Here is an 18,204-nt window from a genome sequence, read left to right as displayed (position 1 = left end):
TCCGGGCTGGTCGAACGGCTACGCACCGGCGGCAGTGCCAATAACCGCCTGGCCCTGCCATACGAAATCAGCTCGCCCGACGGGCGTTCGGTCTACCTTGATTACGACCTGTTCGACGGCCAGCAGATCCTGGCGTCCGTCAGCGACAGCCAGCGCACCTTGATCAGTTTGACACGCACCAGGTGGCAGATTGAAATCATCCTGAACCCGGGTGTGCTGCCCGCACGCTTTACAATGGAGCTGGCCGGGTTTGATTTTCGTGTGGCGGAGGTAGTGCTGCCCACCGCCGACGGGGCCTGCTGGCGTTTCGTTTACCAACAGCTGAACGGGCTGTTATGCATCACTGAGGCCTACACCCCGAGCGGTGCCCGGGAAACCGTGGGCTATCACGATGCCGGACATGCATTCCCCCATGCCGACGCACGTCCGGCCTTGCGCAGGGTCACCGAGCATTTGACCTACCCCGGAAACGGTCAGTCGACCATCAGCACCCATTATGGCTACAGTGCCCACGGTACGGGCCAGACCAACAATTTTCTGGGCAACAACGCTAGCGGGCTGATCTGGGAAGACAACGGCGAAGACAACCTGTACCAGGTCAGCGACAACTACCAGTACGGCACCACGCAAAGCCTGATCGTCAGCGGTGAGCCCGTACGCACTGTCGAGCGCAGTTTCAACCGCTTTCATTTGCTGACCGAAGAGACCACGACCCAGGGCGATAACGTGAAAAAGACCAGCACGGTCTATCACGCTCTGGAGCAATCCGATTTCGATCAGCAGCCGCCTTATTTTCAGCAGCCCAAAAACGTCACCAACAGATGGTCGCTGCGCAGCAACGCCAGTCAGGTGCGCTACGAATCCCTCAGCAGCGACTACGACAACTTTGGCAACCTGACGCGTCAGCTCCAGCCCAGCGGCGTGCTCGAAACCAGCACCTGGTACCCCGCAGAAGGCGAAACACAGGGCGAGTTTCAGTGCCCGCCAGACCCGGAAGGCTTCGTGCGTCACGTCCGGACCCGCACCGTCACCCCCGCGCAGTCCGAGTATGGCGAGCTCGCGCCGGTGCTGCGTAACCGCTTTGTTTATGACGCGATGGCGCCGGTCAGCGGCGCATCAAAACCCTGGCTGGTGCTCACCCGCGAGACGCTGCTCAGCGTGCAGGGCGACTCGGAAACGACCCTGCACGCCACCGGCCACCTCTATATTCAGCAGCCGGAGGATGTGTTGAGTCACGGTCGCCCCTTGCTGGACACGTTCACACTCAACGGCATCAGCACCCTGACCAGTTTTGCCTACAGCAAGTCCCTGAGTCGCGCCGCAGAAGGCGGCAAAAAAGGTAAAAAGGGTAAAGCGCATCAAAAGTGCAGAGCATGCAGAAATTGCAGAGCATGCAGAGCGTTGAGAAAAGCTAGCCTGGGCAGGAACGCTCGCCGGGCCGAAACCGTGCTCAAGACCACCCAGACCCTGAGCAGCACACTGGACAGCCACACCCGGACCCTCAATCTGGAGCACTCGCTGATCAATGGCGAGCCGCTGCTGACCGTCGACGACGCCAAAGTGGAGATTCGCTACACCTACGACGCCCTGGAGCGGGTCACCAGCGAAACCGTTGCGCCGGGCAGCGATTATGAGGCTACGCGTCGTTATGCCTACACACTGGTGGCCACCGAAGGCGAGACGGCGCATCAGGAGATCACCGACGTCAAGGGCGTGACTACCTGCAGCTACCTGGACGGGCTGGGTCGGGTGTTTCGCGAAACGCGTCAGAATGCCGATGGTGCCGATGGCAACAAACGCATGCGTGATACCTACGCAGCCAGGTACGACGCGCGTGGCCAGTTGCAGCAAGAAACGCGCTACGACTGGCTGGACGAGAACAACAAGGTGCTGATCCTGACCAGCACCTTTGGCTATGACGACTGGGGTCAGCAGGTCAGTGAAACAGGGCCGGACGGGGTGGTGGCATTTCAGCAGACAGACCTGCAGCTTGGCAGCTCAGGCCCCGTGCTGCGCGAATGGCGGCAGACCAGTCACACCGAGACCGAAAAACACGGTCTTACGGTCACTCAGCTTAATTTGTTTGAACAACCGGAAAGCGTCGAGCGTATTCCCCAGGAAGGGGAGCTTGTCAGTAGACAGCTTTATCGTTACGACGGGCTTGGTCGTACTGTCGAGGAAATTGATACGCTGAGGCATGTCAATCGGTACAGGTACGATGCGTTTGATCGCATGATCGAAAAGACCTTGCCAGACGATACGGTGATCCGGCGCGAGTACGCCTCGCACAGCATTGAGGACCTGCCGACGGCAATCAGCGTCGACGACTGCGTTCTGGGGCTGCAATCCTTTGACGGGCTTGAGCGCCGATATAAGGCGGTAACCGGAGGCCGTGAACAGGTGTTTACATTTGAATCGGGGCAGACTCAGCCTAAAACCGTGCTCACGGCCAGCGATCAGACCATCGAGTATGTCTACCTTCCTTCATTAAGCGATCAGCCAATGCAGCGCAGGATAGTGGGTAGCGAGGTTTCTGCCACTTATGCATACGATGTAAAAGATGCGCGCCTGCGCAGTTGTGAGGAACAGAAACAGGCATTGACGCGAGATTATTACTCCACCGGCGAACTGAAAAGCGAAACCTGCACCGTTGACACGCAGACGCGGACCATGTCGTACCGCTACAGCCTGATGGGGCTGCTGATGGAATACACCGATGTGCTTGGACAGGTCCAGAAGTGTACTTACGACAACGCAGGGCGTCTGATCAAGACCGTGCTTGGGCAAATTACGTCGACGTTCCTTTACGACTCGCTGGGCCAGACGTGTCACATCGAAACGCTGGAAGGCGCAAACAAGGTTGCGGTCAGACTCACCTACGATGAGTTTGGCCGTGAGACGCAGCGTGACTTCGATCTTGGCGATGTACAACAGGTCATGACTCAGGCCTATGACGCGAATGACCATATGACACAGCGCACGCTGGTTGAAGGTGGCGTGCTGCTGCGCAAAGAAGATTTTGACTATGACAGACATGGACGGCTGGTCTTGTACACATGTTCAGGCAGTCAACTGCCTGTGGACTTCTACCATAAGTCGATAAAGAGCCAAGTATTTCGCTTCGACGAATTTGACAATCTTAGCCGCGTCCTGACCGAGTTTCCGGACAGCAGCAATCTGGCGACGTATCGCTATGCAGACCCAAAGATCGACCCTACTCAGTTGTTGAGTGTTACCAACACTCATGCAGATTATCCAGAGTTGATCTTGAGCTACGACGCTGATGGTAATCTGACTCAGGATGAACAGGGTCGAACCCTGCGTTACGACGCATTGGGTCGCTTGCTGGAAGTCAGTGGCCCATCGATGCCCGGCAAGTACCGTGAAGACGCCTACCGTTACGACCCGTTGGACGTACTCGCAGCGCGCGAAAGTGCGCAAGGGGTCGAGCAGCGTTTCTATCAGGACGGCAAGCCCGCCAACCAGATTAGCGATAAGCTGCAGCGCACGTTCATGCGCGGCGGCGCTAGCCTGTTGGCCGAGCTACAAGGCGGCGAGGGCGCAGGGGCTACGCGCTTGTTGGCAACCACCCTGAGCAACACTGTTCTGAGCGAAGTGGTGGGCGGCACAAAGCATGACAGCGCTTATACCGCCTACGGCCATCGCAGCTCCGATGAACCTCCCGGTGGCCTGGGGTTCAATGGTGAACTGACCTAGAACGATACCGGCTGGCAGCTGCTGGGCAATGGCTACCGGGCGTATAACCCGGTGCTGATGCGCTTTCATAGTCAGGACAGTTTGAGCCCGTTTGGCGAGGGTGGGTTGAATGCTTATGCGTATGGTGAGGGGGATTCGGTGAATCGGGTGGATCCGACGGGGCATATAAACATAGGAAAGTTTTTCAGGCGGGTTTTTGGGATTAGTGCAAAAAAGCCTCCAAAACAACCGGTGGTGGCAAATAAATACAGTCCGATAGTGGACAAAAGCAAAGACGTTTTAGAGCCCCCAAAGGTAGCGGCATCCAAAAGTGCTGAGAGACCTGATGTCTTTCAAAACTCTAGTCAGTTAGGTGCACGGAAAGTTAAATTTTCGAGTATGCAGGTGAGGAAGTTAGTAAAAAAATCGAAACCCAATCCACTATCTGCAACTAAGTATAGAGCGCGTAAATTATCCAACAGGAATTACTCTGAACTCGAGATGAGGAAGGTTTCTGGAAAATTGTCGCCAATCCTTGAGCCGTCTAACATGAGACGCAGAAATGCAATGACTGGTATGAGGACATTAGATCTGCCGAATGCCTCTGAAGTGAGGGGTCGCGATTTTTTATATTGAGCTGCGCGTCCATCCCTACTTCCAAAGCGTATTTGAATGTAGAAGGCTTTTCTGACCTGCCGCATGTACTCAACCGTGCGGCTTGGTCTGTTAGTCAGAATGGGCAAAATTGAACGCTATGCGCCGACTGACAACGCACCCATTCACTCCACCAAAATAACCCCCTGCCTGATCGCCATCACCAGCGCCGCCTTCAACGACGTCACCCCGAACTTGCGGCGAATATTGCTGGTATGAAAGTGTACGGTTGCCTCCGAACATCCTTGAATACGTGATATCTCCCATGCAGATTTGCCGATCGCCACCCATTCCAGGACTTGTCGTTCCTTGATCGTCAACTGGACAACGGTAGAAGTGTCGGGGGAGGGCGGGATGGAGCCGGGTGGTTTGCCCTTGTCGCGAAGCATGATGAAGTCCTTTTCCTGAAGATCGCTGCCTCACGATACCCCCACAACCCCTATCGCGAACCTGACATAAATGACAGCGCTGATGCCTGCGCATGCATGGCCCCGTCAGGCTTGCAGCGCTTCTTTACAGCTTCTTTACGCCCGGCGCGTGCAGTCGCTCTCGCGCCTTTACACCCATGCTGCGGACAATCCACCCACGCGGCCTGCGCCGTAATCGGTTGTTGCCTGATGGGGAAAATTCAATGAGCGTTATGGATAGTATCTCTCTGCTAATGGGAGTCGGGCTGTTCATCTATCTGCTGGTGGCGCTGTTGCGCGCCGACCAGAGTCAGGAGTGATCATGCACAGTTACGATTATCTGTTGATTCTGGCCTTCCTGGTCCTGCTGCTGGCCCCTGCGCCGTTGCTGGGGCGTTTCTATTATCGGGTCATGGAAGGCGAACGCACCTGGCTGAGCCCGGTGCTGGGGCCGGTCGAGCGGGCCTGCTACCGGATCTCCGGCGTCGACCCGAAAACCGAGCAATCCTGGAAGCAATACATGTGGGCCTTGCTGGCGTTCAATCTGGCAGGCTTTGTCCTGCTGTTTGCAATGCTGATGCTGCAAGGCGTGCTGCCCCTCAACCCGCAGCAACTGCCTGGCATGGAATGGTCACTGGCGTTCAACACGTCCATGAGCTTCGTGACCAATACCAACTGGCAAGCCTACAGCGGCGAAGCGTCGCTCAGCTACCTGAGCCAGATGGTCGGCCTGACCGTGCAGAACTTTGTCAGCGCTGCGACGGGCCTGGCAGTGCTGGTCGCGTTGTGCCGAGGTATCAGTCGTCGCTCCTCGCAAAGCCTGGGTAACTTCTGGGCCGACATGACCCGCGCCACGCTCTATGGCCTGCTGCCGATCAGTATCGTGCTGGCGGTGTTTCTGGTCTGGCAGGGCGTGCCGCAGAACTTTGCCCATTACATCGACGCGCTGACCCTGCAAGGCACCGATCAAAGCATTCCCATGGGGCCTGCGGCGAGCCAGATATCGATCAAACAACTGGGCACCAACGGTGGTGGATTCTTCGGCGTCAACTCGGCGCACCCCTTTGAGAACCCGACTGCCTGGAGCAACCTGTTCGAACTGGTGTCGATCCTGCTGATTCCCGCAGCGCTGGTGTTCACCTTCGGCCACTACGTCAAGGACATGCGCCAGAGCCGTGCGATTCTGGGCTGCATGCTGGCGTTGCTGCTCATCGGCGGCGCGGTGTCTCTGTGGGCCGAGTACCAGCCCAATCCGATGCTGAACATAGCCGGTGTTGAACAGACCGCCCCGCTGGAAGGCAAGGAAACCCGCTTCGGCACCACCGGCACTGTGTTGTGGTCGGTTGCCACCACGGCGGCGTCCAATGGCTCGGTCAACGGCATGCACGACAGCCTCAACCCGCTGACCGGCATGGTCGCACTGGTCAACATGATGGTCGGCGAAGTGATCTTCGGCGGCGTCGGTGTCGGCCTCAACGGCATGTTGCTCAACGTCTTGATCGCCGTGTTCCTCGCCGGGCTGATGATTGGCCGCACGCCGGAATACCTTGGCAAGAAGCTCCAGGCGCAGGAAGTCCGGCTGCTGGTCGCGACCCTGCTGGTGATGCCGGTGGGCGTGCTGGTGCTGGGCGCAATCGCCGCCAGCCTGCCGGGCCCGGCGGGTGCGATCAGCAACCCCGGCCCGCATGGTTTCAGTCAGTTGCTGTACGCCTACACTTCGGCGACGGCCAACAACGGCTCGGCGTTCGGCGGTTTCAGTGCCAACACCGTGTTCCACAACCTGATGCTCAGCCTTGCGATATTCATTGGCCGCTTCGGTTATATCGTGCCGGTGCTGGCACTGGCCGGCAGCCTGGCCATGAAGAAAACCGCACCGCAGGGCCAGAACAGCTTCCCGACCCATGGCCTGCTGTTTGTCACCCTGCTGACCGTCACCATTTTGCTGGTGGGTGGTTTGACCTTCCTGCCGACCCTGGCACTGGGCCCGATTGCCGAACACCTGAGCCTGGGTTTCTGAGGAACCGATCATGAGCACTACTGACACTGTAAGAAGTGATGCTGCAAAAGCCGCTGAACCGCAGGTCGCCAGCGAGTCCGCCAGAACCGGCATCGCTGCTCTGTGGCGCCCGGCGCTGGTACAGGCGTTCGTCAAGCTCGACCCGCGTCAGCTCAAACGCTCGCCGGTGATGCTGGTGGTGGAACTGACTGCCATTCTGACCACCGTGCTGTGCGTCATCCCCAACCCGCAGGTGCCAACCTCGGTCTGCGTACAGATTGCCCTGTGGTTGTGGTTCACCGTGCTGTTCGCCAACTTCGCCGAAGCACTGGCCGAAGGCCGTGGCAAGGCGCGGGCCGACAGCCTGAAGGCTGGCAGCGAAGGGCTCAAGGCACGTATCCGCGACGTGAACGGCAGCTTCAGAACGATCAACGCCAGTGAGCTGCGCAAGGGTGATGTGGTGCGCGTAGAAATCGGGGAAATGATCCCCGGTGACGGCGAAGTCATCGAAGGTATCGCGGCGGTCAACGAGGCGGCGATTACCGGGGAATCCGCGCCGGTCATTCGCGAGTCTGGTGGTGATCGTTCGGCGGTCACCGGCAACACTCGACTGGTATCCGACTGGCTGCTGATACGCATCAGCAGCAACCCCGGTGAGTCGACGCTGGACCGCATGATCGCGCTGGTCGAAGGCGCCAAGCGCCAGAAAACCCCCAATGAAGTGGCGCTGGACATTCTGTTGATCGGCCTGACGCTGATCTTCCTGCTGGTGGTCATCACCTTGCAGCCGTTCGCCCATTTTGCTGGCGGCAGCCTGCCGTTGGTGTTTTTGGTCGCGCTGCTGGTGACGCTCATCCCGACGACCATTGGCGGCTTGTTATCGGCCATTGGTATTGCCGGTATGGACCGCCTGGTGCGCCTTAATGTGATCGCCAAGTCCGGTCGTGCTGTGGAAGCCGCAGGCGATGTGCATGTGCTGTTGCTGGACAAGACCGGCACCATCACCTTCGGCAACCGCCGTTGCGCCGCCATCTACGCAGCGCCTGGCGTGACCCCGAAGGAGTTGGGCGAGGGCGCCTTGCTGGCCTCGCTTGCCGACGACACGGCTGAAGGCAAATCCATCGTCGAGTTCTTGCGCAATCTGCACCCGATGAACGAGCCGACCCTCGGTTCGGTCACCGCTGTGCCGTTCAGTGCGGATACACGTCTGTCCGGCGTGGACTACCAAGGCCATGTTTACCGCAAGGGCGCGGTGGACTCGTTGCTGGCTTTCGTCAACCTGCAGCGCAGTGATCTGCCACCGGTACTGGCACGGGAAGTCGACAAGATCGCCAAGACCGGTGGCACGCCGCTGCTGGTCTGCGCCAATGGTCGTTTGTTGGGTGCGATTCACCTCAAGGACGTGGTCAAGCCGGGCATTCGCGAGCGTTTCGAGGAATTGCGCAAGCTGGGTATTCGCACCGTGATGGTCACTGGCGACAACCCGTTGACCGCCGCAGCGATTGCTGCCGAAGCAGGTGTTGATGACGTGCTGGCTGAAGCCACGCCAGAGAAGAAGCTGGAACGGATTCGCCAGGAGCAGGGCGAAGGGCGTCTGGTAGCGATGTGCGGCGACGGCGCCAACGATGCACCTGCACTTGCCCAGGCGGATGTCGGCATGGCCATGAACGACGGTACCCAGGCGGCGCGCGAAGCGGCCAACATGGTCGACCTCGACAGTGACCCCACCAAGCTGCTGGACGTGGTGCAGATCGGCAAGCAGTTGCTGGTTACACGCGGTGCGCTGACGACGTTTTCGATTGCTAACGACGTGGCCAAATACTTCGCCGTTCTGCCTGCATTGTTTGCCTCCATCTACCCACAGTTGGGCGTGCTCAACGTGATGCATCTGGCCAGCCCGCAGAGCGCGATTCTCTCGGCAATCGTGTTCAACGCGCTGATCATTGTGGTGCTGATCCCCCTGGCCCTGCGCGGTGTGCGCGTCCAGGCCGCCAGCGCGGCGCATTTGCTGCGTCGCAACCTGCTTATCTACGGCCTGGGCGGGATCATTGTGCCGTTTCTCGGCATCAAGCTGATCGACATGCTGCTGGTCGGACTCGGCCTGGTTTGAAGCCTGTGCTGCACGCCGGGTGGCGTGCAGCCTCACCTTATTGAGGAAATGCAGATGTCCAGTGTAGTGCGTCCGGCCCTGAGCCTGATTGTGTTGATGAGCCTGATTACCGGTGTTGCCTATCCGCTGCTGGTCACCGGAGTGGCGCAAGTAGCGTTTCCGGCGCAGGCCAATGGCAGTCTGATGTATGACGAAACGGGCAAGGTGCGCGGATCTTCACTGATCGCCCAGGCGTTTACCGGCGATGAGTGGTTCCAGTCGCGTCCCTCGGCAGGTGCTTTTGCGACCGTGGCCAGCGGCGCCAGCAACTTCGCACCGAGCAACCCGGCGCTGGCGACACGCGTCACGGAGGACGCCGCCAAACTGGCCAACCCCGCTGCCGGGCCTGTGCCGATGGCCTTGCTGACGACGTCAGGCAGTGGTCTTGATCCTCATTTGTCACCCGAAGCCATTGCCTGGCAGGCCAGCCGCGTGGCAGCGGCCCGGCAAATGCCGATGGATAAAATACAGGCGCTGATCGAGGCCAATACCCAGCGCCCGCTCATCGGTCCGCCGGTGGTCAACGTATTGACCTTGAATATGAGCCTGAATCAGTTACCGTCTGCACCGCGCAACGCGCAGTTGTAACAAATTGCGCATTGATTGCAGCAGCGTCGCTACGCTGTAACTGATCTTAGAGAGGGTGGTAGCCACGTGAGTGATTCCGGTCGAGCTGATGCATTGTTGGCCCAATTACCCCGCGAAGGCCGTGGGCGGCTGAAGGTTTTTCTCGGTGCTGCGCCGGGTGTCGGCAAGACCTACGCCATGCTTCAGGCAGCCCATGCGCAATTGCGTCAGGGCGTTAGGGTGCTGGCGGGCGTGGTGGAAACTCACGGCCGAGCGGAAACGGAAGCATTGCTCAACGGGCTGCCACAGCAGCCCTTGCTGCGCACTGAATATCGCGGCATGACCCTCGAAGAAATGGACCTGGACGCTCTGCTCAAGGCCGCGCCGAGCCTGGTGCTGGTCGACGAACTGGCGCACACCAATGCGCCTGGCAGCCGGCACACCAAACGCTGGCAGGACATTCAGGAACTGCTGGCTGCTGGCATCGACGTCTACACCACGGTCAACGTCCAGCACCTGGAAAGTCTGAATGATCAGGTGCGCGGCATCACTGGCGTGCAGGTGCGCGAAACGCTGCCGGACTGGGTGTTGCAGGAAGCCTTCGACCTGGTCCTGATCGACTTGCCGCCGCGCGAGCTGCTGGAGCGCTTGCGCGACGGCAAGGTCTACGTGCCGGAGCAGGCACGCGCGGCCATCGACGCCTTTTTTACCCAGACCAACCTCACTGCACTGCGCGAGATGGCCATGCAGACGGCTGCCGCGCAGGTCGATAACGATCTGGCGCAAGGCTACCGACAACTGGGCCAGTCGGCGCCGGCCGTGCGCGGGCGAATGCTGGTGGGGATTGATGGCGATATCCATGCAGAGCGCCTGGTGCGCCATGCCAGCCGAGTGGCCCAGCGTCGCCATCTGCCGTGGAGCGCGGTGCACGTGGATGACGGGCAAACTCTCGACGAGCAATCCCGTGCTCGCTTGCAAAGTGCCCAGCAACTGGCCGAGCGACTGGGCGGCGAAGCGGTATCGTTACGTGCCGGTGAGGTCGCCAGGACGCTGGTGCAGCACGCCATCGAGCGACGCGCCAGCGTGGTACTGGTTGGCCAGTCGCGTCGGCATTGGCGGCGAAAGGTATTTGGCGGCGGTGTCGCCGCACGCTTGCTGCGCGAAGGGCACGGGCTGGAAATCTCGGTGCTCGATGACAGCGAAGAGCTACCTGATCAACCGCCGCGCGCGCGTCCGGCTCACGAAGTGGTGTGGTTCGATTACGGCTTGGCTTTCGTTGCCACGCTGATCGCCAGCCTGGTGGCCTGGGGAGTTGCAGGCGTTCTGGCGCTGCCCAATATATCGCTGATCTTTCTGGCTGCAGTGCTGCTGGTGGCGGTGCGCAGCAGCATGGGGCCGGCATTGGCCTGCGCCGGGCTGTCGTTTCTGGCCTATGACTTTCTGTTCATTCCGCCGAGCTTCTCGCTGAACATCCAGCGCGAAGAGGACGTATTGACGCTGTTGTTCTTCCTGCTTATGTCAGCCCTGACCGGCAAGCTGGCGGCACGCCAGCGCCGGCAGTTGCAAGCCTTGCGTGATACGCAGGAACAGACCAGCGAGTTGCTCGACCTGTCGCGCAAAATGACCGCCGCCACTGACCGCAAGGCAGTACTCAATGCCGCCGAGCAGCATTTTTCCGGCTGGAAAGAGTTACACCTGTGTCTGGTGGGGCGAGACGGGCAGGGCGGCTGGGTGGTCGAAACCGGAGGGCCGCTGACCTTTTCCGAGGCCGAGCGCGCCGCTGCCGACTGGGCATGGCAGCACGACCAGCCCGCAGGCAGCGGTACAGGCACTTTGCCGTCAGGTCGCTGGTGGTGGTGGCCGATTACCGCAGAAGAAGGGCCGCTGGCCTTGCTGGGTGTTTGTGCACGGGAAGGGCAGTCGTTTACTGACCAGCACAGGCGGCTGCTTGCTGCACTGACTCAGCCACTCGCCCAGGCCTTGGCCCGTGCGCAACTGGCGCAGGAGCTCGAGGCGGCGCGCCTGCACGGCGAAACCGAACAACTGCGCAGCGCCTTGCTGGCATCGGTGTCGCACGACCTGCGCACCCCGCTGACCTCAATGCGCGGCAGCATCGACAGCCTGCTGGCTTTGGGCGAGGCCATCCCCTTGGAAGATCGTCGCGAACTGCTGGAAGGCACCCGCGACGAGGCAGAGCGCCTGGACCGTTACATTCAGAACCTGCTGGACATGACACGCCTTGGGCACGGCGCGCTGAAGCTGGCTCGAGATTGGGTGTCGCCTGCCGATATCGTAGGCAGCGCGCTCAATCGCCTGCGGGCGGTATTGGCTCCGTTGCAGGTCAGCACACAGGTGCCCGGCGAGTTGCCGTTGTTGTACGTCCACGCAGCGTTGATCGAGCAGGCACTGGTCAACGTTCTGGAGAATGCCGCACGCTTTTCTCCTGTCGAAGGGCGCTTGCAAGTGGCGGCCGGCGTCGTCGACAGCGAGCTGTTTTTCTCGGTCAGTGATGAAGGGCCTGGCATTCCCGAGGATGAGCGGGCGAAGATTTTCGACATGTTTTACACCGCTGCGCGCGGTGATCGCGGAGGGCAGGGCACCGGGCTCGGGCTGGCGATCTGTCAGGGTATGATTGGTGCGCATGGCGGGCGACTGGCTGTCGAGGACGGTATCGACGGGCTGGGCACACGTATCACATTGTTTCTGCCGTTACAGGCGCAGCCGGACGGCGAAGTGGAGGAAACTGTTTGAGAACATCGGTTACGTCAGTGCGGCTTTGCAGTGCTGCAACGGCGCTTCAGGCATGAGTCAGGTCGCGACGATTCTGGTCATCGACGACGAGCCGCAGATTCGTAAGTTTCTGCGGATCAGCCTCGTGTCCCAGGGTTACAAAGTGCTCGAAGCAGCCACCGGTATGGAGGGTTTGACTCAGGCTGCACTGGGCAAACCGGACTTGCTGGTTCTCGACCTCGGCCTGCCGGACATGGACGGCCAGCAGGTGCTGAGCGAATTTCGAGAGTGGTCGGCTGTGCCGGTTTTGGTACTTTCGGTGCGCGCCAGCGAGGCTCAGAAGGTTCAGGCGCTGGATGCCGGGGCCAACGATTATGTGACCAAACCTTTCGGCATTCAGGAGTTTCTGGCCAGGGTCCGGGCGTTGCTCAGGCAGGTCTCGGGCGGTGAAAAGCCCGACGCCGCCTTGCGCTTCGGCCCGTTGACTGTCGACCTGGCTTACCGCCGCGTATTGCTCGATGAGCAGGAAGTAGCACTCACCCGCAAGGAATACGCCGTGTTGGCGCAATTGTCGCGGCACCCTGGGCGAGTCATTACCCAGCAGCAGTTGCTCAAGGACATCTGGGGCCCGACCCACACCGAAGACAGCCATTATCTGCGTATCGTAGTCGGGCATTTGCGTCAGAAACTGGGCGATGATCCGACCGCGCCGAGGTTCATCATCACCGAGGCAGGCATCGGGTATAGACTGCTCGCCGATGGCTAGCGGCTGGAAGATGAAAACAACGATTACGGCCCTTGTGGCACGGCACTTTTGATACGCCGGACCGTCAAAGGCGCACACTCCGTATTTACTCTTGAGGTAACACCCCATGAAAGCCCTGATCTGTCTGCCATTGCTCGTTTTGGTTCTTGCAGGTTGTGCCGGCAAGACCGGGTATCGCGACAGCTGCGCGACTGAAATAGACGCTGCCTGGCACGAACTTGATCTGGCCAAGGCCGAAGGCTTCGCCGGCACCGTCAGCTACTCCAAAGCCCTGTCGCTGCTGACCGGCGCCAAGACCCAGCAACAGTTCGAAGCTTTCGAAGGCTGCACTCAGAAAGCCGAGAAAGCCCGCTTCTACATCCGCGAATCCCGCGCTGGCCGTTAATGGCTGATTCTGCGTCCGCGCTGTACTTTTCATCGCGGACGCAGAGCATCCAGCATCACATCAAATCCCTTCCAACTTTAGCGAAACGGCCTACTCTCAACGTAGAGTGTTCGGACGTTTGGCATCGCTTGCAGTCCCATAGTCATGAAGCAGTTGCCGGAAGGGGCTTTTCGATGGGTAGAAAACTCGATGCGTGCCTCAGTGCCATCAACGAGGTGGTGCTGGGCAAGGAAGCGCAGGTAAGACTGGCGATGACGTGCCTGATCGGCGGCGGGCATTTACTGATCGAGGACTTGCCGGGTATGGGCAAGACGACCCTCAGCCATGCGCTGGCGAAAATTCTCGGCCTGAGCTATCAGCGAATTCAGTTCACCTCTGACCTATTGCCGGGCGACATCCTCGGCACTTCGGTGTTTGACCGGGACAGTGGGCAGTTTACCTTCCACCCAGGGCCGATCTTCGCCGAGCTTGTGCTGGCCGATGAAATCAATCGCGCCACACCCAAAAGTCAGAGCGCCCTGCTGGAAGCCATGGAGGAGGGGCAGGTGTCCATCGAAGGCGCAACCCGTCTGTTGCCTGATCCATTCTTTGTGATCGCCACCCAGAACCCCTTCAGCTCCGGGGGCACCTTTGCCTTGCCCGAGTCGCAGCTGGACAGGTTCCTGATGCGCATTTCCATGGGCTACCCCGCAAGAGCCGCCGAAAAAGCCTTGCTGCTCGGCGAGTCGCGCCGCGAGCTGTTGCCGCGTCTGCAGCCGATTCTGAATCATGCCTTGCTGGGCGAGCTTCAGGCGCAGTCACGCCAGGTGCGGGCCAGTGATGCGCTGGTCGATTATGTGCTGCGTCTGGTTGATGCAACACGCAGCCAGCCGCAGTTTGCCTACGGCCTGTCACCCAGGGCGAGCCTGGCGATTCTGGCAGCGGCGCGTGCCTGGGCCATGTTGTCGGGACGTGATTACGTGATTCCCGAGGACGTGCAGGCGGTGTTGCCCTCGGTGGTCGGACACCGGTTGCGCGAGCGCAGTGACCCGACCGGGCATGGCGGTGGTTCGCTGGTGCAGTGGCTGCTGCGCGAGGTGCCTGCGCTTTGATCCAGCCGTTCAAACCGCTCTGGCAACGCTGGCTGGTGAAACGCATCCCTGCGGCGTCGCGAATTACACTTGATCACCGGCGCATCTTCATCATGCCGACGCGGACCGGCATGACCTTTGCGCTGGTGTTGATACTGATGCTGCTGGTGGCGATCAATTATCAGAACAGTCTGGCCTACGGTCTGACGTTCTTGCTGCTGTCAGTGGGTGTGCTGGCCATCTTGCATACCTACCGCAACATCAGCGGTTTGATTCTCAGTGCAGGTGTCGCACGCCCGGTGTTCGTTGGCGAGTCGGTGCAGCTGCATTTGCGGCTGGAAAGCGCCGGCCAGGCTCATCACGCAGTAGGTCTGGGCTGGACCGCCACTGCGCTGCAGCCGGGCGACGTACTCCCGCGCGGCTTGACTGCTCTGGAACTGACGCTGCCTGCCGAAAAACGTGGCTGGCTACATGCGCCCAGGTTGCGGGTCGAAAGCGTGTTCCCGCTGGGCATCTTCCGTGCCTGGAGTTGGCTGGATCTGCAGCAGAGTGCGTTGATATATCCCCGGCCGTTGGCTGGCGCCATGCCGCTGCTCAAGGGCGGTCGGCCTCATAGCGAGGATGAGGGGCATGCGACTCAAGGCGCGGGTGTAGACGATTACCAGGGCCTTCGCGTCTACCAGCCGGGCGATAACCGCAATCGTCTGCACTGGAAAGCGTACTCGCGAGGTCAGGGCCTGCTGGTCAAGGATTTCACCGATCTGAGCGGCCATGACGTTTGCCTGGATTTCATGGCGCTTGGCGGCAATATCGAAGACCGGCTGTCGCGGCTGTGTTACTGGGTACTTGAGCTGTCTCGGCGCTGTCAGCCGTTCGCCTTGCGACTGCCGGGCTTCCTCTCGACGATGGGCAGCGGTGACGCACACCGCGAAGCCTGCCTGCGCGCACTGGCGCTGTACGGCTACCGATCATGAGCGGCAAGGCAGGCGCTGCGCCGCCGATTGCGCCGATCCCCCGGGCCAGTCTTGTCTGGCTGTTGCTGGCGCAGGCACTGGTGGTGTTGCCGTTCGCGCTGCATGTGCCCGCTTCCATCATCATCCTGTGGCTGGGCTGCACGTTATGGCGAATCCAGGCCATGCGGATGCGCGTGCGGTTGCCTGGCACCTGGGTCAAGTCGGGGTTGCTGGTGGGCACTGCGGGTGGCGTGTACCTGGCGCGCGGCAGCCTGGTGGGGCTGGACGCGGGCGCTGCGCTGCTGGTCGCAGCGTTCGTCCTGAAAATGCTCGAAATGAACAATCGTCGCGACGCACGGGTGTTGATTTTTCTCGGTTTTTTTTGCGTGGCAGTTGGTTATCTGTTTGAAGACAATCTGTTGTGGGCGCTCTTCAGTGTACTGCCTGTCGGTGCGCTGCTGGCGGCGCTGATCGGTCTGCAGCAGTCCGATCTCGCGGGCAGATCATCCGACACGTTGAAGCTGGCTTTCAAACTGATGGCCCAGGCAGTGCCGCTGATGCTCTTGTTGTTCCTGTTCTTCCCCAGGCTGGATCCGCTATGGTCATTGCCGCAGCCGAGCAACAAGGGCGTTACCGGCCTGTCCGACAACATGGCGCCCGGCGATATGGCCGAGTTGAGCAAGTCACCTGCGCTGGTGTTTCGCGCCAGTTTTGACGGGCCGATACCGGCGCGTAATCAGTTGTACTGGCGTGGTCTGACCCTTGAGCAGTTTGACGGACGCCGCTGGTCACAGTCAGCACGTGCCCAGACCGTGCAGATCCCGCAGTGGGAGAAACGCGGCGATCCGCTGGCCTACAGCGTTGTCATGGAAGCCAGCGGCCGACCCTGGCTATTGGGCCTTGATGTGGCCGAAACTGCCTTGCCCGACGTAAGGCAGATGAGCGATTTCCGCCTGCAACGCAGACGTCCCGTAGAGCAGTCGCTGTTATACGCAGTCAGCTCGTGGCCGCAGAGCATTCGCGACCCTCAGCCAAACGAGCAGGTTCAGCGCCAGAACCTGCAATTGCCTGCCAAAGGCAACGATCGCGCCCGCCAATGGGCCGATGATCTGCGCCGCCGTTACGCCAAGCCTGATGCGCTGGTCGAGGCAATGCTCGGGTATTTCAGCGATCAACCGTTCCATTACACCCTCAAGCCGGCCCCGCTGGGCAGTGACAGTATCGATGAGTTCCTGTTTGTCAGCCGCCAAGGCTTCTGCGCCCACTATGCCGGGGCCATGACGTTTGTGCTGCGTGCGGCAGGCATTCCGGCGCGGGTGGTGGCCGGCTATCAAGGCGGCGAGCTTAACCCCGACGGGCAGTATCTGACTGTGCGCCAGTTCGACGCGCACGCCTGGGTCGAGTATTGGCAGCCAGGTGTTGGCTGGCGCACTGTCGACCCTACCGCTGCGGTTGCGCCACAGCGCATTGAACAAGGGCTGGAGCAGGCATTGGCGGCTGACGAGGCGTTCCTCCAAGACTCGCCGCTTTCAGCGTTGCGTTACCGCAATGTGCCTTGGGTCAATGCTTTGCGTCTGAGTTGGGACAGCCTCAATTACGGGTGGCAGCGTTGGGTGCTTGGCTATCAGGGACAACAACAGTTACACATTCTCGGGCGCTGGTTTTCGGGCTTTCAGGCGCCGGTTTTTGTGCTGGGAACCTTGCTTTCGCTGGGCTTGATCGCCTTTTGGCTGTTCAAGCCGTGGCTGCGCGAGAGCGATGCGCAGCTTCGTCTGTTCAACACATTTGAACGCTTGCTGGCTCGCCACGGTCTGCGTCGTATGCCAGGCGAGGGCGCAGCGGCTTTCGGTAGTCGTGCGGCGCTGTTCTTTCCGCAGCATGCCGAAGCCATCGAAGGCTTCGTTCTGGAGTTTCAGGCGCAACGTTACGCTGGGCGACTTGCCTCTGCGAGTCGTTTGAAACAAGCGTTGAGGACGTTGCGCCGTCGTCTGCCCTGGCGGTTGTCAGCCGTCACGGACAGGCATTCATGAATGGTTTTGTCGAAGGGGAACAGCATGTCGTCAATGGTGAATCATCTGGTCGCCGAAATACTCGCGCTGGATGTCAAGCTGCTTGCTTGTCAGGCGCGTCTGGCGGTGTCGACAGACAGCGAAGCGTTGCATGATTTGCGCACCACTGTGCGCCGTCTGCGCAGTGTATTGCGGCCCTTGCGAGAAATACCGGCTGCCGCTGCGCTGGAAGAGGCAGCCAAGGCCGTAGGACAGTTGACCACGCCCTTGCGCGACATGCAGGTGCTGGCTTCTTTTCTGGAAGAACAGGGGCTGAACGAAGCCGCCTTCAAACGCAGCCAGCACTTGGCCGATGCCTGTCCGAAGGTGGCTACATCAGGTGAGCTGAGCCGGCTGCTGAGCCTGATCGATGGCTTTCCCGCCTCATTGCGCCTGCAACAGCGCCAAGGTCAGTTGCGCGGGCTGCGCAAGACCGTTGAAAAGCGCATGGACAAACAATGGCGCAAGCTGCGTGTGGCCATAGCCGAACCGGACCATGATCGACACGACCTGCGTCTGCTGATCAAGCGCGTGCGTTATGCCGCCGAAGCCTATCCCGAACTCAGTCATCAGCCAAAAAACATGCAGGCCCGGCTGAAGTCTGCCCAGAGCGAACTCGGTGACTGGCACGATCACCTGCAGTGGCTTGCTCAGGCTGGAGAACAGTCGGATCTGGCACCGTGCATACCTGGCTGGCAGATCGGTATCGTACGTGCCGAGCGCAAGGCAGAGGCCTCGCTCAAGCGACTTGCCAAAGCGTGTTTCTGACGCCACGTGCCTGTC

Annotated in this window: 14 protein-coding genes; 13 read left to right on the top strand and 1 reads right to left on the bottom strand. The window is 60.2% G+C overall.

Going from position 1 to position 18,204, the window contains the following annotated elements:
• The coding region (locus ALO43_RS30605; protein WP_054997061.1) for an RHS repeat domain-containing protein at positions 1–3,717 on the top strand (3,717 nt) is incomplete at its 5' end.
• An 18-nt stretch (positions 3,718–3,735) separates the two neighbouring features.
• Positions 3,736–4,332, top strand: coding sequence for an RHS repeat-associated core domain-containing protein (locus ALO43_RS31970; RefSeq protein ID WP_330219244.1), 597 nt, complete (start codon positions 3,736–3,738; stop codon positions 4,330–4,332).
• Positions 4,333–4,475: 143 nt separating this feature from the next.
• Here ALO43_RS31970 and ALO43_RS02650 read toward each other — a convergent pair whose 3' ends face one another.
• Positions 4,476–4,739, bottom strand: a complete 264-nt coding sequence (locus ALO43_RS02650; RefSeq protein WP_024669750.1) for a LuxR family transcriptional regulator — start codon at positions 4,737–4,739, stop codon at positions 4,476–4,478.
• Positions 4,740–4,981: 242 nt separating this feature from the next.
• On the opposite strand from ALO43_RS02650, the gene kdpF reads away from it, so the two are divergent.
• The 11 genes from kdpF to ALO43_RS02595 all read left to right on the top strand — a co-directional run bounded on the left by kdpF (position 4,982) and on the right by ALO43_RS02595 (position 18,189).
• Positions 4,982–5,077 (top strand): K(+)-transporting ATPase subunit F, encoded by a 96-nt coding sequence (gene kdpF / locus ALO43_RS02645; RefSeq protein WP_020357697.1) that lies wholly within the window; start codon positions 4,982–4,984, stop codon positions 5,075–5,077.
• Positions 5,078–5,079: 2 nt separating this feature from the next.
• Entirely contained in the window at positions 5,080–6,774 is a 1,695-nt protein-coding gene (kdpA, locus tag ALO43_RS02640; RefSeq protein ID WP_024669751.1) for a potassium-transporting ATPase subunit KdpA, read from the top strand.
• 10 nt (positions 6,775–6,784) lie between these two features.
• Positions 6,785–8,863 carry a potassium-transporting ATPase subunit KdpB gene (gene kdpB, locus ALO43_RS02635; protein ID WP_024669752.1) on the top strand — a complete coding sequence of 693 codons (2,079 nt, stop codon included), beginning with the start codon at positions 6,785–6,787 and terminating at the stop codon, positions 8,861–8,863.
• 54 nt (positions 8,864–8,917) lie between these two features.
• On the top strand, positions 8,918–9,490 hold the full coding sequence (gene kdpC, locus ALO43_RS02630; protein ID WP_024691211.1) for a potassium-transporting ATPase subunit KdpC: 573 nt from the start codon (positions 8,918–8,920) through the stop codon (positions 9,488–9,490).
• Positions 9,491–9,556: 66 nt separating this feature from the next.
• Positions 9,557–12,220, top strand: a complete 2,664-nt coding sequence (locus tag ALO43_RS02625) for a sensor histidine kinase (RefSeq protein ID WP_053481113.1) — start codon at positions 9,557–9,559, stop codon at positions 12,218–12,220.
• A 52-nt stretch (positions 12,221–12,272) separates the two neighbouring features.
• Complete coding sequence (locus ALO43_RS02620) at positions 12,273–12,965, top strand: response regulator (protein ID WP_053481112.1); 693 nt, start codon at positions 12,273–12,275, stop codon at positions 12,963–12,965.
• A gap of 106 nt (positions 12,966–13,071) precedes the next feature.
• Positions 13,072–13,350 (top strand): hypothetical protein, encoded by a 279-nt coding sequence (locus ALO43_RS02615; RefSeq protein WP_024669754.1) that lies wholly within the window; start codon positions 13,072–13,074, stop codon positions 13,348–13,350.
• Between the two features lie 173 nt (positions 13,351–13,523).
• Positions 13,524–14,441, top strand: a complete 918-nt coding sequence (locus ALO43_RS02610) for an AAA family ATPase (protein ID WP_005886617.1) — start codon at positions 13,524–13,526, stop codon at positions 14,439–14,441.
• Complete coding sequence (locus ALO43_RS02605) at positions 14,411–15,394, top strand: DUF58 domain-containing protein (RefSeq protein WP_024691214.1); 984 nt, start codon at positions 14,411–14,413, stop codon at positions 15,392–15,394. The genes ALO43_RS02610 and ALO43_RS02605 overlap by 31 nt, the downstream gene beginning before the upstream one ends.
• Complete coding sequence (locus ALO43_RS02600) at positions 15,391–17,403, top strand: transglutaminase TgpA family protein (protein WP_053932151.1); 2,013 nt, start codon at positions 15,391–15,393, stop codon at positions 17,401–17,403. The genes ALO43_RS02605 and ALO43_RS02600 overlap by 4 nt, the downstream gene beginning before the upstream one ends.
• Positions 17,404–17,436: 33 nt before the next feature.
• Complete coding sequence (locus ALO43_RS02595; RefSeq protein ID WP_032619071.1) at positions 17,437–18,189, top strand: CHAD domain-containing protein; 753 nt, start codon at positions 17,437–17,439, stop codon at positions 18,187–18,189.
• The last annotated feature ends 15 nt before the right edge of the window (positions 18,190–18,204 follow it).

This window comes from Pseudomonas tremae (assembly GCF_001401155.1).
Classification (GTDB): domain Bacteria; phylum Pseudomonadota; class Gammaproteobacteria; order Pseudomonadales; family Pseudomonadaceae; genus Aquipseudomonas; species Aquipseudomonas tremae.
The sequence above is the reverse complement of the archived record's forward strand: the minus strand, read 5'-3'. Positions and strand labels throughout refer to the sequence as shown.